This is a genomic window from Paenibacillus sp. BIHB 4019, assembly GCF_002741035.1.
Taxonomy (GTDB): domain Bacteria; phylum Bacillota; class Bacilli; order Paenibacillales; family Paenibacillaceae; genus Pristimantibacillus.
On sequence record NZ_CP016808.1, the window covers coordinates 4,230,733 to 4,253,452 of the forward strand.

Consider the following 22,720-nt stretch of genomic DNA (forward strand, 5'->3'; position numbering starts at 1 on the left):
CAAAGGATAGCGACGCCCGTTTCACCTTGATATAATACAACTATAATATAAGACTCTACGTGATATGTTCTTCTATATATAAGGATTGGGAAACAATCCTGCTGATTGATAAGGGAGCGAGAAACACCTATAGGAGGATAATGTTTTATGGATACTGAGCAAACTGTAGTAACCGTTGATATATATGGGCATCAATATCGTTTGAAGGGCCATTCCAACTCAGAATATATGCGGCGTATTGCCGGAATGATAGATGATAGCATGAACAAAATTGCCAAAGGTTATCCACAGCTGGACCTGCCAAGAATCGCAGTGCTTGCAGCTGTGCAGATGACCGAGGAAGTTTTCCGCCTGCGCCGCGATAATGAGTCGCTGCATGATGCTGAGGCGAAGCGGCTAGTGCTTGCCGAGCAGCTTGGAGAACTCCAAGGGATGATGGCAAGCTTGCGCGAGGAGTATCAGGCTTTGCAGGTAAAGGCGGAAATCGATCTGCAGGAGCTGCAGGAGGTTTTTGAATCCGAGTTGGAGCAGGCAAAAAAGAAAGCTGCCGAGGAACTGATGCATGCGCTCGCAGTAGCGGAAAATCAGCTGAAGGATATGCTTGCAGAAGCGGATGAGCGGCTTGCAGCACAGCAGCAGGAAGCATCGGAAGCGCTTGCGCGTCAGCGCGAGGAAGCATCGGAGACGCTTGCTGCCCAGAAGCTTACGCTAGAAGGCGCGCTTGCGCGTGAGCAGGCCAGTGCGGCGGAAAAGCTTGCGGAAGCCGAGGCAGCTGCCGAGGAGCAAGTGGCGCGCGAGCGCGTTGAGGCGGCTGCGAAGCTGGCGGAAGCAGCCGAAAAGCTGATCGAAGCGGAAATCGTTGCGGAAGAGCTGCTGGAACGTGAGCGTGCGGAAGCGGAAGCGAAGCTTGACGTATTAGAAGCGAAGCTGGCGGAGACGAAGAGTGCAGCGGATGAGGCACTTGAGCGAGAGCGTGCGGAAGCGGAAGCGAAGCTTGGCGTATTAGAGGCGAAGCTGGCAGAGGCGAAGAGTGCGGCGGATGAGGCACTTGAGCTGGAGCGCGCGGAAGCAGAAGCGAAGCTGGCGGAGGCGAAGAATGCCGCGGATGAGGCACTTGAGCTGGAGCGCGCGGAAGCGGAAGCAAAGCTGGCAGAGGCGAAGAATGCCGCGGATGAGGCACTTGCGCGGGAGCGCGCGGAAGCGGAAGCAAAGCTTGCGGAGGCGAAGAATGCCGCGGATGAGGCACTTGAACGTGAGCGTGCGGAAGCAGCCGAAAAACTGATCGAGGCGGAAATTATCGCCGAGGAGCAGTTGGAGCGCGAGCGTGCCGAAGCGGCAGAGCGGCTCGCGGAAGTGGTTGAAAAGCTGACCGAAGCGGAAAGCTCTGCACAAGAGCAGCTTGTGCGTGAGCGTGAAGCAGCGGCAGCGAGCCTTGCGGAAGCGCAGAGTGGAGCAGATGCGAAGCTTGCACGTGAGAGAGCTGAAGCTGAGGCGAAGCTAACCGAAGCGGAAGCGAAAATTTCCGAGACTGCAGTGAAAATAGCGGAAGCAGAGGAAAAGCTGATCGAGGCGGAATTGATCGCCGAGGAGCAGCTTGCGCAGGAGCGCGAGGCAGCCGCCGTGAAGCAGGCGGAATTGCGGAGCGGAGCAGAAGCAGCGCTTGCAGAGGCGCGTGCGGAAGCGGCAGCAGGCTTAGCGGCGGCCGAAGCGGCTGCGAAGGCGGAGCTGGAACGCAAGCAGGCAGAGGCGGAAGCCAAGCTGCTGGAAGCAAAAGCGGAGCTGGAGCAGGAACGCGCAGCAGCGACAGAGCTGTTGACGGAGGCGGAAACTTCTGCGCAGGAGCAGCTGGAGCGTGAACGTGCGGAAGCAGCTGTTAAACTGTCAGAAGCCGAAGCAAAAGCAACCGAAGCAAGAAGCATCGCGGCAAGAGAGGTTGCACGGGAGCGCGAAGCCGCTGCAGCGAAGCTCGCAGAGGCGCAGAGCGCAGCGGAAGAGATGCTGAAGCGCGAGCGCGAGGAAACGGCAGCCAAGCTGGCAGCAGCAGAAGCAGAAGTACATGCTGCCGAGGAGCGGGTAGTGCGCGAACGGTTAGAAGCCGAAGCGAAGCTGCTGGAAGCAAAAGCAGCTGCGGAAGAGGCGCTGGAGCAAGAGCGCGCAGCAGCGACTGAGCTGTTGACAGAGGCAGAAGCGTCTGCACAAGAGCAGCTGGAGCGCGAACGTGCGGAAGCGGCGGCTAAGCTTGCTGAAGTCGAGAAGCTTTTGCAGGAGCGAATGGAGCGTGAGCAGGCTGATGCTGCATTGAAGCTTGTAGAGGCGAAAAGAGCCGCAGAAGAGGGACTTGCACGCGAGCAAGCGGAAGCAGCTGCGAAGCTGGCTGAAGCCGAGGCGGCCGCGCAAGCTCTCGTCGAACGTGAACGCGCGGCAGCGGCAGCGAAGCTAGCGGAGCTGGAAGCTTCAGCTCAAGTGGAACTGCAACGCGAGCAGGCAACTGCGGCAGAGCTGCTTGAAGAAGCGGAAGCGGCATTGTCTGCGGAGCGTGCAGCTAAAGCCCAAGCGATTGAGCTTGCTGCGCATCAGCTAGCTGAGCGTGTGAAGCAGCTTGAGCAAGGCTGGCAGGCGAAGCTTGAACAGCGAGAAGAGGAATGGAAACTGGAGCTGACTAATACAGCTGAACAACAGCAGCTGCAGCTTGACGAGCATGAGCAGCGCTTGCTTGCAGAAGCATCGGCTAATGTCGAAAAGCTGGTTTCCGCACATATGAAAGAGTTAACGGAGCAGGAGCAAGCCTTGAAGGCTGACCTCGCTTTGCGATATAAAAATTGGGAAGAAGAGCGGGCTAAGCTGCAAACAGCTGTTGCCGAGCTTCAAGAAACAGCTGTCAAGGAAAAAGCCGCGCTTGAACAGCGTATTTCCGTGGCAGATGACCACTTATTGCAAGCTATGGAGCAGGAAGAAGCGTTGCGCTCCTCCCTTGCAGTACTAGAGCAGGAGCGCCAGGAGCGTGACGCCGAGCTTGGCGAAATTCGCCAGCAGCTGGACGAGCTGCATGACATTAATGAGCAGCATGCCGAAACGCGTGCGCAGCTAGGCAATAGATTGAAAGAAGCCGAAGCGCAAATCGCTGAGCAGGCTAAGTATTTGGCGAATGAAGCGGCTAAAGCGGATGAGGCTGAACTGCGTGTTATGGAGCTGCAGGAAGAGCTTAGCAAGCTTCAACAGCTGCAGCAAGATCGTCAAGCTCATTATGAGCAGGCTAGAAGCGAGCAGGAGCAGCAGTATCAGGAGCGGCTTGCAGCATTTGAACAACAGCTTGCGGCTCAAGCCCAGCTACATGAAGAATGGAAAAAGAATACGGAAGAAAAACAGCTGGAGCAAGAAATTCAGTTCGAAGAAGAGCGTGAAGCGCTTACGCTTAAGCTTCGTGAGCAGAAGCAAGCACTTGAGGCCAAGCAGCGTGAAGGCGAAGCAGCTCGGGGAGAGCTTACGCTTAAGCATCGTGAGCTGGAGCAAGCACTCGAAGCGAAGCAGCGGGAAAGCGAAGCTGTTCATGCGGAGCTGGCACAGGAGCATCAACGGCAGCTTGCTATGCTGGAGCAGCAGCGGGATGATGCAGCGAACCAGCTCAAGCAGGATTTTGCCGATCAGTTGGAGCTGTTGAAGCTTGAACAAATGGAGCAGTCGGAGCAGCTGGAACGTGATTGCTCGGAGCTAAGATCGCAGCTTCACGAGAAGCAGGCTGAATATGCCAGGTTAATTGAGCAGCAGAAGCAGCAGTTCGACGAGCAATACCGTGAACGCGAGCTGAGAGTGGAACAGCAGCATAAGGATGAGCAGGCTTCATGGCAAAGCAAGCTGCAGGAGCTTCAGGAGAAAGTAGAGCGGGCAGAGTTCCACGAGCTGGAGCTGGATGAAAAGCTGGGACAGCTGGCTCGGCACGAGCAGGAGCTTACAGAGCAGCTTGAATTGATTGCGGCGCGTGAGCGTATCGCGGCTCAGCAGCTCGACCTTTTACTGCACAAACAGCAGGAACTGGACGAGCAAATGGAGCAAGAACGCAAGCGTTCTGAGCAATTGACAGATGAATTGAACCGGATGATTGCGGAAGAGTCCGAGCGTCAAGCTGGCGAGGAGCATCTGAAGGGGCAGCTGGAGGCCGCTTTGGCGCAAGCCGCTGCGGCAGCCCAGCAGAGTGAGCAAGTCGATCTACGCAGGCAGCAGCTTGAGCTGGAGTGGTCTGAAGCCGTCCAATCGACGGAGCAGCTGCGGGCAGAGCACGAAAAGCTTACGATCGAGCATGGCAAGCTGGCGCACGAGTACTCCTTGCTGCAAAACGAATACAATGAGTGGATTGAACTAATCGAGCAAAGCTAGCTTTGCTGAATAAATCCGTTTATCTCGCCCAGTGCCCCGGCACAGCGATGATAAACGGATTTTTTGGCATATTGCCGAGCTGCGGAGGCGCAAAAAAATCCCTTGAATGAAACAGCAAGCCAATTGCCTGTGCTTCATTCAAGGGATTTTGATAGATATATGGGCTCGCCCGATTAGCCATAGCTGACCGTGCTGCCTGTTGGACCGCCGCGGGGCAGGCTTGCGAGACGCAGCAAATCTGGTGTGACGACTGCCGGGTCCTTGCCCGTGGCATGCATTTCGGTACGAAGCGTACCAGGGTTGTACAAATTAATGAGAATGCCATATTCATGTTCTTCATCAGCAAGTGTCCGGGTAAGCGATTCAAGCCCGGCTTTGGCCGCGCTGTAAGCGCCATAACCACCGGCACCGTTCCAGGAAAGGCCCGATGTTATATTAATAATGCGACCATAGCGTTCTGCACGCATATATGGAATGACAGCTCTGGATAAATAAAAAGGTCCTGTCAAATTAGTAGCAACCTGCGTATGCCAGTTTTCAGAAGTCAGCTCAATCACATGTCCAGACTCCAGCACGGCGGCATTATTGAGCAAAATATCAATTTTGCCCCACTTGCCGACAGCCAAAATAACCGCTTGCTTAATTTGCTGTTCGTCGGTGACATCTGTAGGTATAACAAGCGCTTCCCGTCCGGTAGCCTCTTTAATTGCCTCAAAGGTTTCTTGGAGCTTGTTCAATCGCCGGCCCAGCAACACGACCTCTGCGCCTTCTTTTGCAAACGATAGAGAAGCGGCCCTTCCGAGCCCGCTGCCTGCGCCGCTTACAATTGCCACACGCCCATTTAAAAGGCTCATCGTATCTCTCCCTTCGGCTTTTGCAAGAAAAACTTCGTAAGCGCTAACTTTTAGCTATAATGACCATCTTATCAAAGGGAAGCGGGAAGGGAAAGTGCGGCAGTTATCAATTTTTCTTACAGGGTAGCAAAAGAAAAATGATATTTCAGTCCATTATTGTAAAAGCCGTGAATACATCGCGATGAATTAGAAATGCATCGAATATGATAAAGTAAAGTTAGTCCCTCAGTTAGTCCCTAAATTATAGAGCGCAAGGAGCCTTGCTGTGTTTCTTAAAAACAAACGAGTAGCAAAAACGGAAAAACGGAATGTTGCCAGCACGGACATGCTGCTGCTCGTTCGCGAGGGGCGTGGTGAGATACATATGGGCGGCAACAAATTTTATCTCTAGGCTGGAACGGCTTTCTATTGGCCAGCGGGTATCTTCAACTACAAAAACCGCCGGCACTCTCATTATGATGAGCGCACGGCGGCAGGATGCTGGTTGCAACAAGCACCAATCCAAGCAAATTTATTCAACAATAAGCTTTGCTTGCATCTTAGTATGGCCTGTACCACAAGGCACGTTGCATACGATGGTATATTCGCCGGCTTTCAGCGAAATGGTTTTGGATTTATTATTTGGAATTGTAATATCGGTTTTGGTAACCTGGAGGCCATGGACACCATCCGTTGATTCAAGTTTGAGGTTAACGGCTTCGCCCTGCTTGATTTTGTATTCGGTTTGTTCAAATTCCCAGCTCTTTGCTTTGATAACAACTTCCGCTGCATTGGCATCTGTATCTATAACGCCGCCCGCTTCGCTTGCTCCTCCGCTTGTCCCGCATGCGGCAATGATTGCAACGAAGCACATCACGGCAGCAAGATAAATCCACTTTTTCATCTTGTTCGGCTCCCTTTCTGCTTACACGCTTTATGACTCGGAATTATTTTCCGCATCGCTTTTATTGTAACCCAATTTCCCCAAACTGACAGCATCAGAAGGTGACAAATTGTTGAATGGCTTGATGAAAAAGCCCTTGGCCATCGCTTTAAAGAGCGACAGGCAAGGGCTGTACGACTTCCGTTAACGACGCATCACGCTTACTGCCTTAATGGTCGCTACTGCGGCGGTCGTGATCGGAGCGTCCGGCTTCATATGGCGTGCTGACTGGAATGAACAAGTCGATAATCCCGATCACGAGCGCAGCCAGAATGGCGCCGAGCCAAGTAACCGAAACGCCGCTGACGATAAATTGGGCGATCCAGATGACGACGACGCTGGCGATAAAGCCGACGATGCCGCGTCCAAAAGGCGTAACCTTCTTGCCGAAAATCGCTTCGATAATCCAGCCCAGCACGGCAATGACGATTGCCAGCATTAAAGCGCTCCAAAAACCGCCCACGCTGAACTGCGGCACAATCAAGCCTACAAGCATTAACACAAGAGCTGCTACGATGAACCGGACAACATGGCCTAAAAAGCTCATGTATTCAACCTCCTCAATTGATTTGAAATTCTGCACTACGGCCTGTGAAAAATCAACGGATTTTGCATGTCGACCAGGCTGGATATTGTGATTCCTTCGTATTGTAGCCAGTTTTCGCCGGAACATGTATGGAAGGTAACGTCATGTCGTGCATCAAAGCGCTGATTCGGCTATAATATAAGGGCGAGAGGAGTGTTACGCTTGGATAGTAAAATATTAACAACACTTGAATTTCACAAAATTATACATAAATTGACACAGCACGCAGCGACTTCGCTTGGCAAGGCCGAGGCGGAGAAGCTTGCTCCAAGCTCCGATTTGGAAACGGTTAAGCTGATGCTTCAAGCGACGGACGAGGCTTACAAGGCCGACCGTCTTAAGGGCAATCCGCCATTTGGCGGCATTACCAACATCAGCAGCTCGCTTCACAGATCGCGTATCGGTGGAACGTTGAACCCGGTGGAGCTTATGGAAATTGCTTCGACGTCCAGAGGGGCTAGGCGGGTTAAGCGTCATTTGGAAAATTTGCATGAGGATGATCCGATTCCTTTGCTGCATGAAACGTCTGACCAGCTTAGCGAGCACAAGGAGCTTGAGGATGCCATCTTTGATTGCATTGATGATCAAGGTGAGGTTATGGATAGCGCGAGCGTCCAGCTCGCTTCGATACGCAGGGAGCTACGCGGAGGAGAATCGCGCATCCGCGAGAAGCTGGAGCAAATGATTCGTTCTTCCTCGGTGCAGAAAATGCTCCAGGACGCTATTATTACGCTGCGCAGCGACCGTTATGTCATTCCGGTGAAGCAGGAGTACCGCTCGCATTTTGGCGGCATTGTGCATGACCAGTCTGGCTCGGGGGCTACGCTGTTTATTGAGCCGGAAGCAACGGTTGTCATGAACAACAAGCTGCGTGAGCTGAGGGCGGCAGAGCTGCGCGAAATCGAGAAAATTTTGCAAATGCTGACCGCGAAAGCGGCCGATCATGTTGAGGATTTATTGTATAACCAAGAGCTGCTGGGCAGGCTGGATTTTGCTTTTGCCAAGGCGCGTCTTGGGCATGAAATGAAGGCGACGCTGCCACGCATGAATGATCGAGGCTTTCTGAAAATCAAAAGAGGGCGCCATCCGCTCATTGCGGCGGACAAAATCGTTCCGATTGATGTCGAGCTTGGCAATACGTACACAGCCATTATCGTAACGGGACCGAATACAGGCGGTAAAACCGTCTCTCTCAAAACAGTAGGCTTGCTCAGTCTAATGAGCATGTCCGGCTTGTTCGTTCCGGTAGAGGACGGCAGCCAGCTTTGTGTATTTGACGCTATTTATGCCGATATCGGTGACGAGCAAAGCATTGAGCAGAGCCTTAGTACGTTTTCCAGCCATTTAGTCAATATTATTCGCATTTTGAAATCCATGACGGCCAAAAGCCTCGTTCTGCTCGATGAGCTTGGCGCAGGCACCGACCCGGCTGAAGGCTCGGCACTAGCCATTGCGATGCTGGAGCATATTCATAGCATGGGCAGCCGTATTATTGCAACGACCCACTACAGCGAGCTTAAAGCGTATGCATACAACCGCAAAGGTGTCATCAACGCAAGCATGGAGTTTGATATTGCTACGCTAAGCCCCACATACCGTCTGCTTGTAGGTGTGCCAGGCCGAAGCAACGCTTTTGCGATTGCAGAGCGGCTTGGCTTAAGCAAAACGATCATCGATCATGCGCGCGGAGAAGTGAGCGAAGAGGATCAGCGTGTTGAAAATATGATCGCGTCGCTTGAAGCTGACCGATTGAATGCAGAAAGCGATCGCCAGACGGCGCAGTCGCTGAGGCTAGATATGGAGAAGCAGCGCGGACGGCATGAGGCAGAGCTGCGCAAGTTCGAGGAGCAGCGTGACAAAATGCTGGAGAAGGCCCAGGAGGAAGCGCGCGAGGCGGTTGCAAAAGCACGTCAGGAGGCCGAGAAGATTATTTCGGATCTGCGCAAGCTGGCGTTGGAGGAAGGCGCTTCGGTCAAGGAGCATAAGCTCATTGAAGCCCGCCGCAAGCTGGATGAAGCGGTGCCTGAGCTGCACAAGAAGCAAAATCGTCCATCTAATGCCGGGCAACAGAAGGCAGCCCGCAAAATCGAAGCCGGAGACGAGGTTATGGTCTACAGCTTGAACCAGAAAGGGCTTATCGTCGAGGTGCATGGAACGGATGCGACCGTGCAGCTGGGCATTATGAAGATGAAGGTAGCGGTTGCCGACATGGAGCTGATTAAACCCGCCGCTCCGCTGAAGCAGCAGCCTAAGCAGGCAGCCAGCGTGAAACGCTCCAGAGATGAAAATGTGAAGATGGAGCTTGACCTTAGAGGCTCGAATTTAGAGGAGGCGCTCATGGAGGTTGATCAATTTCTCGATGAATCCTTCCTCTCCGGCATCGGTCAGGTTTATATTATTCATGGACACGGCACCGGCGTGCTGCGATCAGGCATACAGCAATATTTGCGCAAGCACAGCCATGTGAAAAAATACCGCTTGGGCAACTATGGTGAAGGCGGAGCCGGCGTTACGGTTGCTGAACTGAACTAATTTAGCCGGCTGCGGCCTGCAAGGCGCAGCCGCTGCATCATTTTCGCAATTCGGTTAAAGGAGGGTAACGCATGAGCAATGAGGTCGATGTGCTGCTTGGCAATTCCTATTTGGCAATGCTGCTTTATATATCCATTGTGGTTCTCTCGCTTCTCGTTTTTTTATGGGTGTTCGAAGTCGTTACCCGTTACAACTGCTGGAAAGAAATTAAAAACGGCAACGTTGCTGTCGCGATGGCGACGGGCGGTAAAATTTTCGGGATATGCAATATTTTTAGATTTTCAATTGAAGCGAATGACTCCATTTACCAAAGCATGATTTGGGGCGCATTTGGTTTCCTTATTTTGCTAGGCGCTTATTTCCTGTTTGAGTTTTTAACGCCGGTATTCCGTATCGATGATGAAATCGAGCGGGATAACCGGGCTGTTGGTTTAATTGCTATGATTATTTCCGTTTCACTTTCGTATGTCATTGGCGGTGCCATTGTGAGCTAGAATGCAGGAGGATCGACATGAAATATTTATGGGGAACATTGCTGGCACTCGCCATTGTGTTTTTTAGCATCGGGGTTTATTACGTAATCAACAATTAAATGGGGGGCAATCAAGGATGGAAGAGCAAGTTGTATGTCCATGGTGTTTAACGGAAATTGTATGGGATGAAGAAATCGGTCCCGAAAAGAATTGTCCTCATTGTGAAAATGAGCTGGATGGCTACCGTACGCTGCAATTCGGCGTCGATAATGACCGCGATGAGGATGAGGAGGAAGAAGAGCCTGAGTGGGAGCAGGAAGATGGCAGCGGTCAGCAAGCGGGCAGCGATTGGGATGAGGCAGATGACGGCTTCCGCAGAACGCACCGCGACTGGATTGGCGCACAAGGCAAAGTGCAGCAAATCATTAATGAACAGGAGGAGGCGCCGGAATGTTCTTCCTGCCGTGAATATATGCTGGAAGCAGGAAAGCAGACTATAGCGGCAGGCTCCTTCGAGCCGACGCTGCATCCGGCATTAGGACAGCCTCTGCTTCAGCCGCCATTTGAACTCAAGCTATATGTGTGCCCATCATGCTTCCATACCGCTACTCAGCTAAGCGGCAATGACCGGGAAGAAATGCTTAAGGCACTCGCTTCCGAAGATTAATATCAAACAGCCGGACAACGCGGTTTTGACCTGATTCGTCGAGGTCACTGCGCTTGCTCCGGCTTTTTTTTGACATATAAGCATTGATAAGTTTCTCTCTTATAAACGGCTTATTTTTCACCCGCGAAACAGTAGCTTTGCCGCCAGAGGACGGCGACAGCCTTTTACGTCTGAACCTCCAGCCTATAAATGCCAGCAAAAGGAGCGGCATGTACCTGACGCATGTAGGGAACCTTATATAGCACCTAAACAAATGCAGGGGCAGCATGCCGGGCGAGTAAACAAGCTAGCCTATACAGCCGGCAGCCGGGGAAGGGGTACGAAAATGAAACAGAACAAAGGTGAATTCGGTACTGGGGCAAAAACACGCATGAAATCGTCGATGCAATTGGGGCCGTTCGGCCGCCAAGCGATGCTGGGAAGAGCGCCTACAGGCGGCGTTTTGGACCGCCAGGCCATCTTGCTTCTGGCTGTTCAAGCGTTATTCGGCATTGCGCTTGCGCTCTCAGGAACATTCGTGCCCATCTACTTATGGAAAGCCAGCTCCTCTTATATGCTGGTCGGCTGGTTTACGATGAGCCAGTATTTAACGTGCGGCATTACCTTTTGGCTGGCGGGAAAATGGGTTAAAGAATATAATAAAATGAACAGTCTCCGCACAGGCATCGTGCTGTCGGGGGCTTTTTATTTCACGGTGCTCATGCTGGGCAAACTGGCGGCGAGCTATATTATCCCGCTCGGCATATTGAATGGCGTAGCGCTGGGGTTATTTTGGGTCGCATTTGATGTCATTTATTTTGAAATTACCGAGCCGGACAATCGCGACCGCTTCAATGGCTGGTCAGGGCTGCTTGGGTCAGGTGCGGGGATTTTGGCGCCGTGGGTATCGGGCTTGCTTATTACTTCGATGAGCGGCGAGCGCGGGTATCAGATTATTTTTACGGCATCGCTTGTCATACTGGCCATTTCGGTTGTGCTGAGCTTCTGGTTGAAGAAACGCAAGCAGGACGGCAGGCGATACAGCTGGACGCATGGCTTTCAGCAGCTTGCCATTCCCGGCAATCCGTGGCGTAGAATGCTGCCAGCTGTCATAGCTCAAGGCGTACGGGAAGGCGTGTTTCTTTTTTTAGTCGGCTTGACCGTCTATATCGCCACGCAAAATGAGGCCAAGCTGGGCAGCTTTACGCTCATAACCTCTTCCGTTGCCCTAATCAGCTTCTGGCTGGTCGGCAAGCGGCTGTCCCCGCGCAATCGCAAGCGGGCGATGCTAGTGGGAACAGTCATGAATGCCCTTGTCATATTGCCACTGTTTTACGAGGTGAATTTTACGAATTTATTGTTATTCGGTATTGGGACGTCGATATTTATGCCGCTCTACATTATACCGATGACTTCAAGGGTATTTGATTTAATTGGGGAATCGCAGTCCAGCGGTGGAGAACGCGAGGAATATATCGTCTTGCGGGAAGCGGGTCTGACGCTTGGACGGGTGCTTGGGCTAAGCGGCTATTTGGTTGTGCTGACGCAAAATCATTCTCCGCTGGCAGTCGTCTGGCTGCTGTTCGTAGTCGGCTCGGTGCCTGTTATTGGCTGGTGGATGATGCGTCCATTGTTGGAACAAGAGACATCATGATTCATGGGAAACAGGGGGTTTAACAGTGATGCCAAAAATCGTATCAAGCATTATTGATTTAGTAGGCGAAACGCCTGTTGTGAAGCTGAACCGTCTGGCGGAGGAAGGCTGCGGAGATGTTTTCGTAAAGCTGGAATATTTTAATCCGAGCGGCAGCGTTAAGGATCGGGCGGCAGCTTCCCTTATTCAAGCTGGCGAGCTAAGCGGCCATATTAAGCCGGGCTCCACGATTATAGAGCCAACTAGCGGAAACACGGGCATTGGATTGGCCATGGGGGCGGCGGCTAAAGGCTATAAGCTCATTTTGATTATGCCGGACAATATGTCCCAGGAGCGCATTAAGCTGCTTCGTGCCTATGGCGCGGAAGTGGTCTTGACGCCTGCGGCCGAGCGAATGCCTGGTGCGATTGCCAAGGCGCAGGAGCTGGCGCGCAGTATTCCAGGCAGCTTTATTCCGAATCAGTTTGAAAATAAAGCAAACCCCGATGCCCATCGCGGTACGACAGCAATGGAGATATTGCAGCAGATGGAAGGGCGGCTCGATGCTTTTGTTGCCTGCTCAGGAACAGGCGGCACCATTACAGGAACCGGTGAGAAGCTGAGAGCCGCGCTTCCTAATTTACATATTGCCGTTGTGGAGCCTATGGGTTCGCCCGTATTGTCCGGGGGAGCGCCTGGGCCGCATAAGCTGGTGGGCACAAGTCCCGGCTTTGTGCCGGCTATACTGAATGTTTCCGTCTATGATGAAATCATTCAGGCGGCAGATGACGATGCAATCGCTATGATGAAGGCGCTGGCCCGTCAGGAAGGCTTGCTGCTCGGCCCTTCTTCAGGAGCTGCCGTTTGGGCGGCTTTTCAGGTGGCTCGCCGCCTCGGAGCTGGCAGCAGAGTGCTCTGTATTGCTCCCGATACAGGCGAGCGTTACTTAAGCATGGAATTATTTTAAAAACGGCTTTAATGAATTTTAACTTTAAGGGCGGCAACCTCAACATCAGCTGCCTTCTTCGTGAGCTTCCAGCTTTTTATAGCCTTTCTAATAAGAGCGCGCCTCTCCTTCACATAATTCAATATGAAGTCGGGCTCGCTCAAATACGTATCAAAGCTGCTTTTTCGCGTGTAATCCTCTCGAATGGCTGGCGTCAGCTTGCTGTACATCGCGCGCACCGTCCGCTCCACCTGCTCCTCCGTAAATGCTGTTTGCAGCAGCCGGAGCAGGATGGAGCGGTATTTGCGTTTATAGGCCGGAATGGCCAGCAGTTTGTCCGTTAGCGTATTATAGCCTTCCACCCGCACCAAATCACTTCCACATGGCTTGCCGTAGCAATTTCTTCCCCATGTTCCTTCATAATCCCATGGCATCATCCGGTATTTCCCCGTTTTGCCATGTAAATAAAGCGCGTAATTCTGATCGAAGCCATCATAGTTTCCCGTAAGCACAGCTCCCGCAAGCCAGAGCAAATATTGATCGACATCAAGGCGCCTTGACGTCCAAGTGCTCCATTGCAGGCGGGATTTGTGCTTGCGGTTAATGCCGCTGACGAAGCGGATTAGGCGCAGCTCGGAGGCCGCAAGTCCGGATACGAGTTCATAGCCGTCAAAAAGAGACTCCTTCCGCCGCTCCGTAATGGGATCAATCAGGCTGAAGTTTGCGCTGTCATTGACCGCATAAATAATGGCGCGGCAGCCAATGCCTCTTCTGCGAAAAAATCTGGGATCAACGGATTCAATCTCTAAATAGACGCCTTGCGGGGCGCCATTAATGATGAGCCAAATATGCCGGGTACGCGGCGATGGCACGCCAATCTGATTGAAAAACTGGAAGGACAGCGCATTGCGAATCATCGAAGGATCATCAAACTCGGCGTTCCAATGCAGCGTCAAGCCGGTTGTCGTTCTGACTTCATAGGATTTTTTAAAATAGTTCCTCGTATGACCGCCGCGATAGCCAAAAGTGGCTTCTCTAGACTTTCCATTCATCTCTAGCTGAACGGGCTGGAACGTATGGCTCCAGGAATCCTCCTGCAGTTCCTGCAAATGATCAGGTTCAATCGTAATTTCACGAATCGGCAGCGTTTGGGTTGACATAGGGCTTCCACCTCCTGCGGGCAGATCAGCCTATCGTCCTCAGATAGGCTTTTGCTGATTTACCTTATTCTGCCGAGGGGTGTTTTGCTACTGCTGGAGCAGCGACTCTATGAAACTTTTCTAGTTATATGCTTATGCCATAAATAAATAGTTATTAATCTAGTACCTCTTATATGAGGGATACATATAAATGTATTATAAATCGTCTCCCATGACAGATGAACGGCATCAAGCACTGGAGGGATGCTCGCTACTCAGGCCAAGGTGGAAACAGCAAGCAGGGACAGGGTCATTAACTTTTAAGATTGTGTGTAAATCTAGCACTGCTCATTAAACATTTGGAGGGATTTTACTATGAATTATTGCAGCAACTTTGTAGGCGGGGAACAGGATCGCAACTTGGGCAATATGAACCAACACCATAAAAGCAACAAACACAAAAGCAACCAGCATAAAAGCAACCAGCACAAAAGCTCCAATGAAAATGGGACTAAATCATTTCTTGACGGCCTCGTTGGACAATTTGTGAAAATCAACCGTGGTGGTCCAGAATCCCTCCAAGGTACGCTCGTTGCCGTGAAAAATGACTATCTTGTGCTTTGGACAAAGGAAGGCATTGTTTATGTGAGCACGAGCCATGTGAAGAGCATTACGGATTTCCCTAGCAACAAAAGCAAAGGCCGTACTCCGCATTATATTCATGCTTCCAGCTTCATCGGCGTAATCCGTGCGCTCAACCAAAAATTTGTGCAAATTAACTGGGGCGGCCCGGAGAAAATGGAAGGCTTTATCGCCGAAGTTGGCAGCACATCCTTGTTGCTGGTCGTAAACCGTGAAGTTGTTCAAATTCAATTGTTCCACATTAAAACCATTAAGCTACTTGGACAAAACACTTCCCGTGGCGACCGTTCGGGAGGAAATAAAAACCGTACAGGCGGAAACAACAACGGTGGAGATAAAAACCGCACAGGCGGAGCGAACAACGGTGGAGATAAAAACCGCACAGGCGGAACGAACAGTGGAGGAAACAAAAACCGCACAGGCGGATCGAACAGCGGAGGAAACAAAAACCGCAAAAATAACAATAAAAGCGGAAACAAAAATGGAAACCGCTCAGGCAAAAGAAATTAGCGTTTAGCGGGAACATCACCATGCATTAGACGCTAGTGGCATACCGGGTCAGGCACTTGATGCCGAAGCCCGGTATTCATTTAAAAAAGTCGGCAGAAAGGAGAGAGATACTATGAAAAATCGCCATCCGCTGCTTGACCAGCAAGTAGAGCTGGACATATCGGGAAAGATCGCGCCTATTCGCGGCAAGCTGATTGAATTCGGGCAAGATATTTTAGTGCTGCATACGGGTTTGCAATTTATTTATGTCCCGCTCATTCATTTGCAGCAGCTGCGTCTGTCCAATCACAAGTATGACCCATTCGAGGTGCCGGAGCTGCCCTTTGAAGCCTACAATGAAACAGTATCCTACCGCAAAATTTTGATGAATGCCAAAGGGATGTTTTCCGAGCTGTACATTACCGGGAATCAATCGATCCATGGCTACGTTACGACAGTTATGAATGATTATTTCGTGTTTTATTCCCCGATTTACCACACGGTTATGGTGTCTTTGCACCATCTGAAATATTTAATTCCCTACAACCCCGATGTCACGCCATACAAGCTGACTCCCGAGCAGTTTCCATTAAGGCCATCCCCCGTCACTTTGTCGCGAACGTTCGATCAGCAGCTGCGCAAGCTGATGGGTGAATTTGTCGTGCTCGATTTGGGAGAAAACTCAAATAAAACGGGCGTTCTTAAAGCGATTGATCAAAGCATGCTTGAGCTGTCCACGGCGAGCGGCGCTTCGGTATTTTTACATTTTGACCATGTGAAAACCGTTCATTTGCCTTAAAGGTTCGTTCCGTCTCCCGTAAACTATATTAATGAAGGTGAAAGTGCCTATTGACCTTGCGAAGAGGGGATAGGCGCTTTTGCGTAATTAAATGGCGTTGTGGACAAGCACGAAGATAAGCCTAGTGGAAAGCCTTGTAAATTAAGGTGGTATACCCATACATAATTAGTGGGAGACTGATCCATAATACGTAAGGGTTGACATTCGGTCAGCCGAGCGGAGCTATGAACTTCGCTCGCGAATATGCATTCAATCAAAGAAAAGTTAAGGAGGAGATAATTCGATGTTACAGCCAATGACCGCGAAAGAACTCGAGTATGTAGCCGATTCGATGTCCAACGAGGACTTGCTGATTAAGCAATGCTCGGCCGTATCTGTAGGTGCAAGCAATCAGCAGCTTCGTCAGGTTTGCTCGCAAATGCTCAATACGCATCAGCAGCATTATCAGACATTGATGCAAATGCTTCAGCAGCATCAAAGCATGGCGCCGACCCAGCCGCAGCAATAAGCATATTTGGCAAGCAGACATAAGGAGGAAAAAGAGATGCAACAGCAATATGCGCAATCGTTTTTGCCAGAAGAGGATCTGGCCTACACGGTACTTAGCGACTTGAAACGGGTAACCCGCGAATACGCGACGGCGGCCACAGAGGCTTCCTGTCCATCCATCCGCCAAATGTTTACGAACCTGCTGAACAGCACGCTGAAAATGCAGGGCGAGCTGTATCAAGTGATGCAGTCGCAAAATATGTATAACACCGCATCCCCTGTGCTCAGACAGGAGATCGACAAGCAGTTGAAGGAGTACCAGCAAACCCAGCAAAAAACATCGCAGTTTTTGCAGCAGCGTATGGGCAGCCAGTCGCATGCGATGCAAGCAGGATACGGCCATATGGTGCAACAGCAGCAACAGTACAACCAGCAAAATTCCCATCAGCCCTACTACATGTAAAGACCCTTCGGGGTCTTTTGTTTTTTTCTTTGCAGGAAGCCCGGATTCGTTGTAATATGAAGGATAATAACTTCAGGTTTGCTGGAAGGAGTATATGATGAACGAATTGCAACTCAAAGTATTGGAGCTGCTCAAGGAAGACGCCAGACGTGACGCGGATTTAATCGCTACTTTGCTAGGTGCTCCCGCTGAGGAAGTAAAGCAGGCAATAGCCGAGCTTGAACATAATCATATTATTGTCAAATACGCGACTATCGTGAACTGGAGCAAGGTAGATGACGAGAAGGTAACGGCGCTGATCGAGGTGCAAATTACACCTGAGCGGGGACGTGGCTTCGAAGGCATAGCCGAGCGCATTTACTTATATCCGGAAGTGAAATCCGTATATTTGATGTCCGGAGCCTATGATTTGCTCGTTGAGATCGAAGGGAAAAACTTGAAGGAGGTCGCCTCCTTCGTATCGAATAAGCTGTCCCCAATCGATGCTGTATTGTCGACAAAGACGAACTTTATTTTGAAAAAATATAAACAGGATGGAATTATCTTCGAGGAGCATGAGGGTGACGATCGTTTGATGATTTCGCCGTAAGAGGTGAATGTGATGATTAAAGAAGAGGAAGAGCTGGTACGGACGAAGGTGAAGCGTCAAGCGATGACGGACTATTTGACCCCTTCTGTCCAAAATATTAAACCATCGGGTATTCGTCGTTTTTTTGATTTGGTCAATACCCGCAAAGATGTCATTACGCTTGGTGTTGGCGAGCCGGATTTTATTACGCCGTGGCATGTTCGTGAAGCGGCTGTTTATTCGCTGGAAAGAGGCAAGACGCAGTATACGTCAAATGCGGGCCTGCCTGCTCTGCGCGAAGCGATCGGCCAATATTTGAATGATCAGTTCCAGACACCGTACGATCCAGCAAATGAAATTCTCGTCACCGTTGGCGGCAGTGAAGCGATTGATTTGGCGCTCCGGGCGTTAATTGTGCCAGGAGATGAAATTTTAATTCCGGAACCTTGCTATATTTCCTATTCTCCTATAACTGCGCTTGGCGGCGGTGTTCCTGTTGGTATTGAGACTTTTGCTGAAGACAAGTTCAAGCTTAAGGCTGAATCGCTGCAGGCTGCTATTACTCCGCGATCCAAGGTTTTAATTTTATGTTATCCGAGCAATCCGACAGGCGGCATTATGACTTATGAGGATTGGCTTCCGATTGCCAAAGTGGTCGAGGATAACGATCTTATTGTCATCTCGGATGAGATTTATGCCGAGCTTACTTACGGAACGAAGCATTGCAGCTTCTCGGCGATGCCGGGTATGCGGGACCGCACCATTCTCGTCAGCGGCTTCTCGAAGGCGTTCGCGATGACAGGCTGGCGGCTTGGCTACGCTTGCGGACATCCTGATCTCATTGCCGCAATGCTCAAAATTCACCAATATACGGTCATGTGTGCTCCAGCCATGGCGCAATATGCTGGTGTAGAAGCTTTGACGCGAGGTTTGGAAGAGAAAGACCGGATGGTTGATGCTTATAACCAGCGCCGCCGCCTTGTTGTGAAGGGCTTCCGCGATATCGGGCTGGAATGCCATGAGCCGGAGGGCGCGTTTTATGCGTTCCCCTCGGTTAAGGCGATGGGGCTTTCATCCGAAAAATTTGCCGAACGCCTGCTTGAGGAAGGCGGTGTAGCAGCTGTTCCGGGCGATGTGTTTGGCCTCGGCGGCGAAGGGTATTTGCGCTGCTCCTATGCAACCTCGGTTTCAAATTTGGCCGAAGCGCTGGATCGCATTGGAGGCTTTGTGCACAAGCTGAAGCAGGGCTAGGCGGAAAATTCGAAGAGCTTTGTTTGGCAGCAATTTTACGCGGTTATTCTTGAGCAATGGCGGCATTCCAGTTTGAGCTGGAATGCCGCTTTTTTGTGCTGGACACAGGCAGATTCTCAGAGAATGCTTCGGCAGGAATGGCCGTTTATGGTATAGTGGATAGTAGCTTTTTAAAAGCAGACGGAAATGTAATGAGAGGGGCAATGCTGAGCCATGAGATTATATACGCGTACGGGAGATAGTGGAGAAACGGCATTAATTGGAGGGCGTGTCCGCAAGGATGATATTCGGGTAGAAGCCTATGGCACGATTGATGAGTTGAACTGCTTCGTTGGGCAGGCGGCTGCGGAGGCTGCACAGCATGAGCAGCTTGCGGAGATGGCAGCGCTGCTGGTCGATATTCAGCAGGAGCTGTTCGACTGCGGATCTGACCTTGCTTATGCAAGGCCGGGAGCGCCGCTTAAAGTGACGCCGGAACCGGCAGAACGGCTGGAGCAGATTATTGATGTATACATTACGGAGGCGCCGGAAATTACTCGGTTTATTTTGCCAGGGGGAAGTCCGCTTTCTTCGCTGCTGCACGTATGCCGCACCGTATGCCGCCGGGCTGAGCGCCGCGTCGTGACGCTGGCTGCGGATCATCCGGCTAACCCTGAGGTGACGAAATATTTGAACCGCCTCTCAGATTTCTTTTTTGCAGCTGCACGGGTGGCGAACGCCAAGCTCGGCGTGCCGGATACTGAATATGTTAGAAGCAAGGAAGTGTTCCGGAAACGGAAAAAATAATGGATGCGGGCGATTTGATGAATACCGATGGAATAATGGATATAGATGCTAATTATTATAAGCCGCTGCTGGTCGTCGTGCGCGCGGAGGATGCGGGGATGTCCGTGCGCGCCCTAGTGGAGCGAAGGCTTGGCGTATCGCGCAGCCTTCTGTCGCGGCTTAAGCTGACTGAGCATGGAATTACGGTTAATGAGCAGCGCGTTTACACGACCGCGACGGTTGTTGAGGGGGATATCATCCGCATTCGGATGGAGAAAGAGACGTCGGAAGATATTTTGCCAGAGCCGATCCCGCTCCAAATTGTGTTTGAGGATGAGCATTTGCTCATTCTCAATAAGCCGCCGGGCATTGTCGTACATCCAACACATGGGCATTATACGGGAACACTGGCCAACGGCGTGGTGTACCATTGGAGGGAACGGGGCGAGAAGGTGCGTTTCCGCCCGGTAAATCGCTTGGATGAGGATACCTCTGGACTTGTCGTCGTTGCGAAAAGCCCTTATATTCACCAGCAATTATCCGACCAACTCCAAGCAGATGCGATTACGAAGCGATATGCGGCTTTCGTATATGGTGTTCCGCCCGAGCAGGCAGGTACGATTAATGAGCCGATTGACCGTGATCCAGATTCGCCGCACGTCCGGATTGTGACGCCGGATGGCTATCCCTCGGTCACTCATTATGAGATTGCGGCGGAGTATGGAGAGGGCGCTGCTTCGCTCGTACGGCTGCGGCTGGAGACGGGACGCACGCATCAAATTCGCGTGCATATGAAATATATCGGCTGCCCGTTGATAGGCGACGCGATGTATGGGCTGCCGCCAGCAGCAGGCGAGCTTTGCGCAGCGTGGGAGCAGGCAGCCGGCAGGCAAGCTCTGCATGCGGAGATGCTGGGCTTGACGCACCCGATGACGGGGCAGTGGATGGAGTGGCGCGCTGAGCTGCCGGAGCAGCTCAAGCTGCTGAAGCAATTGCTGGAGCAAAAGCAAGAAAGCGAGCCAGAAGCAACCTAATAAAGAAAGAAGCAATAGATAAACAAATAGATAAACAAATAGATAAACAAATAGGTATAACACGAGGCGGCTAAGCTGCCCTATTATTTCAATGGTTTAAGCTATGGAGGAGAACGTAAATGAGTGCAAATACATGGCAAGCGGGGACGATCACCGTCTATCAATATCCCAAATGCGGAACATGCCGCAACGCGGTGAAATCGCTGCAGGCGAAAGGCAATAAGCTGGAGCTTAAGCATATTGTAGAGGAGACGCCGACAGCGGAGCAGCTTAAAGAGCTGGTCAAGCTCAGCGGATTGGAGCTGAAGAAGTTTTTTAACACCTCCGGCGACGTATATCGCGAGCTTGGACTCAAGGACAAGCTTGCTTCCATGAACGAGGACGAGCAGCTTGCCTTGCTGGCTTCGAACGGCATGCTGATCAAACGTCCGATTGCGACGGATGGCACGAAAGCGACAGTTGGTTTTAAAGAAGAGCAATATGTTCAGGAATGGAATGGGTGAGCGTAGAATGACAACAGGCAAGTGGCGTTCCAATCGGCTGGACGAGCTAGGCTCTTCTATTTTTGCCGAGGTCATCCAGTGGAAGAAGCAGGCTAGAGCTTCAGGCATGGATGTCATTGATTTAGATATCGGCAGCCCGGACAAGCCGCCTTCAGAAGCTGTTATGCAGGCACTTGGCGATGCTGCGCTTCGCCCGAATCAGTACGGCTATATGGGCACGCGGGGAAGCGATGCTTTTCGCAGCACAGCAGCAGAATGGATGGCGTTTCGCTTTGGCGTGCAAGTAGATGCTGAGTCGGAAATGCTTTCTTTAATGGGCTCGCAGGATGGGCTGGCTCATTTGGCGATGGCGGTATGCAACTCGGGCGATGAGGTGCTGCTGCCGAACCCGGGCTATCCGATATATGCAGGGTCGCTTGCGATTGCCGGCGTAAAGCCGATTTTTTATCCGCTCACGGCAGCGGGCGGGTTTCTGCCGGATGTGGAGGCTATTACGGAAGAGGAATGGCGCCGTGCTAGGTTTATTTTGCTCAATTATCCAGGAAATCCGGTATCTGCTGTAGCCGATATGGCGCTGTTTGACCAGGTGTTGGACAAAGCTCGCAAATACGATGTGCTCGTAATAAACGATGCCGCCTATTCTGAAATGGCGTTTGACGGCTTTGAGCCGCCTAGCATTCTTGCTGCCGATGGGGCGATGGAGCTCGCAATTGAAATTCACTCTTTATCGAAGAGCTTTAATATGGCAGGCTGCCGCATCGGTTTTGTGACAGGCAACCGGGAGGCGGTTGGCGCACTGCGCGAGCTGAAGGATAATATTGATTATGGCATCTTTGCTGCTGTGCAGGAGGCAGGCGTTGCGGCGCTTAAAGAAGCGATGTCCAAGGCAGCTCCTCCTAAAGTGGGACAGCTGTATGAGCGCCGCCGCGATGTTTTCATCGAAGCGCTTCGTGCAGGAGGCTGGCAGGTGGAAAAACCTAAAGCAACGATGTTTATTTGGGCAGCGCTGCCGGCTATGGAGTGGACGCATCCGGATGGGCCTTGGACCTCGCGTCTGATTGCCCGTGAACTGCTGGAACAGACGGGTGTGGCGGTCATTCCAGGCGAAGCATTCGGCAGCGAGGGCGAAGGTTATGTGCGTCTGGCGCTTGTGGTGGACGAGGCACGGCTGCTTGAGGCAGCGGAGCGCATTGGCCGTTTCATTCGCGGTGAAGCGCGTGTGCATCAACGTTCAACAACGTAGAAGAGAAAGCGCATATGAACGAGCAAAAATGGCTTCTGGGATATGGGCAATATGACGTTGCGTACCAGCCAGTACGAAAGTTATAAAGCGTCTCTACCCACAACTGAGATTATGAAGAATAATTGCAATGTGCTCTCCATTCTTGAATGGATAAAGGTATTTATGAATGGTTACTTCATTGCTTATTTGGATCAACTAGTTTACTAGTTGATCTTTTTTTATGGCCAAATTATTAATTTTAACTCTGTTTAAGATGAAACAAGTTGTAGAATTTCCAAGTTGAGTGGTTAATTTACCGGACAGCGAGAGTGTGGTGAGTGTGGAAGAAGAACAGAATTTGTCAATTTTAAAATGCGAATTATGTTAGTGCAA

21 protein-coding genes are annotated in these 22,720 nt (G+C 51.3%); 17 read left to right on the forward strand and 4 right to left on the reverse strand.

The annotated features are described in order from the left end of the window. The first annotated feature begins 147 nt into the window (after nucleotides 1-147). The gene (locus BBD42_RS18385) at nucleotides 148-4,371 is read left to right on the forward strand and encodes a hypothetical protein (RefSeq protein ID WP_099519343.1); all 4,224 of its coding nucleotides are present in this window, start codon (nucleotides 148-150) and stop codon (nucleotides 4,369-4,371) included. Nucleotides 4,372-4,544: 173 nt separating this feature from the next. Here BBD42_RS18385 and BBD42_RS18390 read toward each other — a convergent pair whose 3' ends face one another. Continuing rightward, entirely contained in the window at nucleotides 4,545-5,225 is a 681-nt protein-coding gene (locus BBD42_RS18390; RefSeq protein WP_056034370.1) for an SDR family NAD(P)-dependent oxidoreductase, read from the reverse strand. A 265-nt stretch (nucleotides 5,226-5,490) separates the two neighbouring features. Between BBD42_RS18390 and BBD42_RS32580 the strand changes: the two genes are divergently transcribed. After that, complete coding sequence (locus BBD42_RS32580; RefSeq protein ID WP_257790755.1) at nucleotides 5,491-5,616, forward strand: hypothetical protein; 126 nt, start codon at nucleotides 5,491-5,493, stop codon at nucleotides 5,614-5,616. 120 nt (nucleotides 5,617-5,736) lie between these two features. Here the strand turns inward: BBD42_RS32580 and BBD42_RS18395 are convergent, their stop codons facing one another. Together BBD42_RS18395 and BBD42_RS18400 are read right to left on the reverse strand one after the other, a co-directional pair. After that, nucleotides 5,737-6,108 carry a cupredoxin domain-containing protein gene (locus BBD42_RS18395; RefSeq protein WP_099519344.1) on the reverse strand — a complete coding sequence of 124 codons (372 nt, stop codon included), beginning with the start codon at nucleotides 6,106-6,108 and terminating at the stop codon, nucleotides 5,737-5,739. 208 nt (nucleotides 6,109-6,316) lie between these two features. Further along, complete coding sequence (locus BBD42_RS18400; RefSeq protein WP_056034380.1) at nucleotides 6,317-6,694, reverse strand: phage holin family protein; 378 nt, start codon at nucleotides 6,692-6,694, stop codon at nucleotides 6,317-6,319. Between the two features lie 201 nt (nucleotides 6,695-6,895). On the opposite strand from BBD42_RS18400, the gene BBD42_RS18405 reads away from it, so the two are divergent. The 5 genes from BBD42_RS18405 to cysK all read left to right on the forward strand — a co-directional run bounded on the left by BBD42_RS18405 (nucleotide 6,896) and on the right by cysK (nucleotide 12,984). Then, nucleotides 6,896-9,265: an endonuclease MutS2 gene (locus BBD42_RS18405; RefSeq protein WP_099519345.1), complete on the forward strand. Its 2,370-nt coding sequence runs from the start codon at nucleotides 6,896-6,898 to the stop codon at nucleotides 9,263-9,265. A 71-nt stretch (nucleotides 9,266-9,336) separates the two neighbouring features. Next, on the forward strand, nucleotides 9,337-9,759 hold the full coding sequence (locus tag BBD42_RS18410) for a DUF350 domain-containing protein (RefSeq protein WP_099519346.1): 423 nt from the start codon (nucleotides 9,337-9,339) through the stop codon (nucleotides 9,757-9,759). A gap of 115 nt (nucleotides 9,760-9,874) precedes the next feature. Next, the gene (locus BBD42_RS18415) at nucleotides 9,875-10,405 is read left to right on the forward strand and encodes a hypothetical protein (protein WP_099519347.1); all 531 of its coding nucleotides are present in this window, start codon (nucleotides 9,875-9,877) and stop codon (nucleotides 10,403-10,405) included. Nucleotides 10,406-10,730: 325 nt separating this feature from the next. Further along, entirely contained in the window at nucleotides 10,731-12,038 is a 1,308-nt protein-coding gene (locus BBD42_RS18420; RefSeq protein WP_237163143.1) for an MFS transporter, read from the forward strand. A gap of 28 nt (nucleotides 12,039-12,066) precedes the next feature. Continuing rightward, the gene (gene cysK, locus BBD42_RS18425; protein WP_099519348.1) at nucleotides 12,067-12,984 is read left to right on the forward strand and encodes a cysteine synthase A; all 918 of its coding nucleotides are present in this window, start codon (nucleotides 12,067-12,069) and stop codon (nucleotides 12,982-12,984) included. Between the two features lie 8 nt (nucleotides 12,985-12,992). On the opposite strand, the gene BBD42_RS18430 is transcribed toward cysK, so the two are convergent. Beyond that, a complete protein-coding gene (locus BBD42_RS18430) occupies nucleotides 12,993-14,123 on the reverse strand; it encodes a CotH kinase family protein (RefSeq protein ID WP_099519349.1) in 1,131 nt (376 codons plus the stop codon). A gap of 354 nt (nucleotides 14,124-14,477) precedes the next feature. On the opposite strand from BBD42_RS18430, the gene BBD42_RS31830 reads away from it, so the two are divergent. The 10 genes from BBD42_RS31830 to BBD42_RS18485 all read left to right on the forward strand — a co-directional run bounded on the left by BBD42_RS31830 (nucleotide 14,478) and on the right by BBD42_RS18485 (nucleotide 22,348). After that, complete coding sequence (locus BBD42_RS31830; RefSeq protein ID WP_172455549.1) at nucleotides 14,478-15,254, forward strand: hypothetical protein; 777 nt, start codon at nucleotides 14,478-14,480, stop codon at nucleotides 15,252-15,254. Between the two features lie 112 nt (nucleotides 15,255-15,366). Next, complete coding sequence (locus tag BBD42_RS18445) at nucleotides 15,367-16,032, forward strand: DUF2642 domain-containing protein (RefSeq protein ID WP_099519352.1); 666 nt, start codon at nucleotides 15,367-15,369, stop codon at nucleotides 16,030-16,032. A gap of 283 nt (nucleotides 16,033-16,315) precedes the next feature. After that, nucleotides 16,316-16,540 carry a spore coat protein gene (locus BBD42_RS18450; RefSeq protein WP_099519353.1) on the forward strand — a complete coding sequence of 75 codons (225 nt, stop codon included), beginning with the start codon at nucleotides 16,316-16,318 and terminating at the stop codon, nucleotides 16,538-16,540. A gap of 36 nt (nucleotides 16,541-16,576) precedes the next feature. Then, entirely contained in the window at nucleotides 16,577-16,984 is a 408-nt protein-coding gene (locus BBD42_RS18455; RefSeq protein WP_099519354.1) for a spore coat protein, read from the forward strand. Between the two features lie 97 nt (nucleotides 16,985-17,081). Beyond that, nucleotides 17,082-17,573 carry an Lrp/AsnC family transcriptional regulator gene (locus BBD42_RS18460; RefSeq protein WP_046233088.1) on the forward strand — a complete coding sequence of 164 codons (492 nt, stop codon included), beginning with the start codon at nucleotides 17,082-17,084 and terminating at the stop codon, nucleotides 17,571-17,573. Between the two features lie 12 nt (nucleotides 17,574-17,585). After that, nucleotides 17,586-18,803 (forward strand): aminotransferase class I/II-fold pyridoxal phosphate-dependent enzyme, encoded by a 1,218-nt coding sequence (locus BBD42_RS18465; RefSeq protein ID WP_056034417.1) that lies wholly within the window; start codon nucleotides 17,586-17,588, stop codon nucleotides 18,801-18,803. A gap of 213 nt (nucleotides 18,804-19,016) precedes the next feature. Continuing rightward, nucleotides 19,017-19,589, forward strand: a complete 573-nt coding sequence (locus tag BBD42_RS18470; protein ID WP_056034420.1) for a cob(I)yrinic acid a,c-diamide adenosyltransferase — start codon at nucleotides 19,017-19,019, stop codon at nucleotides 19,587-19,589. 17 nt (nucleotides 19,590-19,606) lie between these two features. Next, a complete protein-coding gene (locus BBD42_RS18475; RefSeq protein WP_237163537.1) occupies nucleotides 19,607-20,602 on the forward strand; it encodes an RluA family pseudouridine synthase in 996 nt (331 codons plus the stop codon). A 119-nt stretch (nucleotides 20,603-20,721) separates the two neighbouring features. Continuing rightward, nucleotides 20,722-21,105 (forward strand): arsenate reductase family protein, encoded by a 384-nt coding sequence (locus BBD42_RS18480; RefSeq protein ID WP_099519355.1) that lies wholly within the window; start codon nucleotides 20,722-20,724, stop codon nucleotides 21,103-21,105. 7 nt (nucleotides 21,106-21,112) lie between these two features. Continuing rightward, nucleotides 21,113-22,348: an aminotransferase class I/II-fold pyridoxal phosphate-dependent enzyme gene (locus tag BBD42_RS18485; RefSeq protein ID WP_099519356.1), complete on the forward strand. Its 1,236-nt coding sequence runs from the start codon at nucleotides 21,113-21,115 to the stop codon at nucleotides 22,346-22,348. Nucleotides 22,349-22,720: the final 372 nt, after the last annotated feature.

What these genes read in the sequence shown, in the direction of transcription:
- BBD42_RS18390 (WP_056034370.1), bottom strand. Translation starts at nt 5,225, where the DNA reads ATGAGCCTTTTAAATGGGCGTGTGGCAATTGTAAGCGGCGCAGGCAGC.
- BBD42_RS18475 (WP_237163537.1), top strand. Translation starts at nt 19,607, where the DNA reads ATGAATACCGATGGAATAATGGATATAGATGCTAATTATTATAAGCCG.
- BBD42_RS18400 (WP_056034380.1), bottom strand. Translation starts at nt 6,694, where the DNA reads ATGAGCTTTTTAGGCCATGTTGTCCGGTTCATCGTAGCAGCTCTTGTG.
- BBD42_RS18445 (WP_099519352.1), top strand. Translation starts at nt 15,367, where the DNA reads ATGAAAAATCGCCATCCGCTGCTTGACCAGCAAGTAGAGCTGGACATA.
- BBD42_RS18455 (WP_099519354.1), top strand. Translation starts at nt 16,577, where the DNA reads ATGCAACAGCAATATGCGCAATCGTTTTTGCCAGAAGAGGATCTGGCC.
- BBD42_RS18485 (WP_099519356.1), top strand. Translation starts at nt 21,113, where the DNA reads ATGACAACAGGCAAGTGGCGTTCCAATCGGCTGGACGAGCTAGGCTCT.
- BBD42_RS18385 (WP_099519343.1), top strand. Translation starts at nt 148, where the DNA reads ATGGATACTGAGCAAACTGTAGTAACCGTTGATATATATGGGCATCAA.
- BBD42_RS18460 (WP_046233088.1), top strand. Translation starts at nt 17,082, where the DNA reads ATGAACGAATTGCAACTCAAAGTATTGGAGCTGCTCAAGGAAGACGCC.
- BBD42_RS18395 (WP_099519344.1), bottom strand. Translation starts at nt 6,108, where the DNA reads ATGAAAAAGTGGATTTATCTTGCTGCCGTGATGTGCTTCGTTGCAATC.
- cysK (WP_099519348.1), top strand. Translation starts at nt 12,067, where the DNA reads ATGCCAAAAATCGTATCAAGCATTATTGATTTAGTAGGCGAAACGCCT.
- BBD42_RS31830 (WP_172455549.1), top strand. Translation starts at nt 14,478, where the DNA reads ATGAATTATTGCAGCAACTTTGTAGGCGGGGAACAGGATCGCAACTTG.
- BBD42_RS18430 (WP_099519349.1), bottom strand. Translation starts at nt 14,123, where the DNA reads ATGTCAACCCAAACGCTGCCGATTCGTGAAATTACGATTGAACCTGAT.
- BBD42_RS18470 (WP_056034420.1), top strand. Translation starts at nt 19,017, where the DNA reads ATGAGATTATATACGCGTACGGGAGATAGTGGAGAAACGGCATTAATT.
- BBD42_RS18450 (WP_099519353.1), top strand. Translation starts at nt 16,316, where the DNA reads ATGTTACAGCCAATGACCGCGAAAGAACTCGAGTATGTAGCCGATTCG.
- BBD42_RS18465 (WP_056034417.1), top strand. Translation starts at nt 17,586, where the DNA reads ATGATTAAAGAAGAGGAAGAGCTGGTACGGACGAAGGTGAAGCGTCAA.
- BBD42_RS18420 (WP_237163143.1), top strand. Translation starts at nt 10,731, where the DNA reads ATGAAACAGAACAAAGGTGAATTCGGTACTGGGGCAAAAACACGCATG.
- BBD42_RS18410 (WP_099519346.1), top strand. Translation starts at nt 9,337, where the DNA reads ATGAGCAATGAGGTCGATGTGCTGCTTGGCAATTCCTATTTGGCAATG.
- BBD42_RS18480 (WP_099519355.1), top strand. Translation starts at nt 20,722, where the DNA reads ATGAGTGCAAATACATGGCAAGCGGGGACGATCACCGTCTATCAATAT.
- BBD42_RS18415 (WP_099519347.1), top strand. Translation starts at nt 9,875, where the DNA reads ATGGAAGAGCAAGTTGTATGTCCATGGTGTTTAACGGAAATTGTATGG.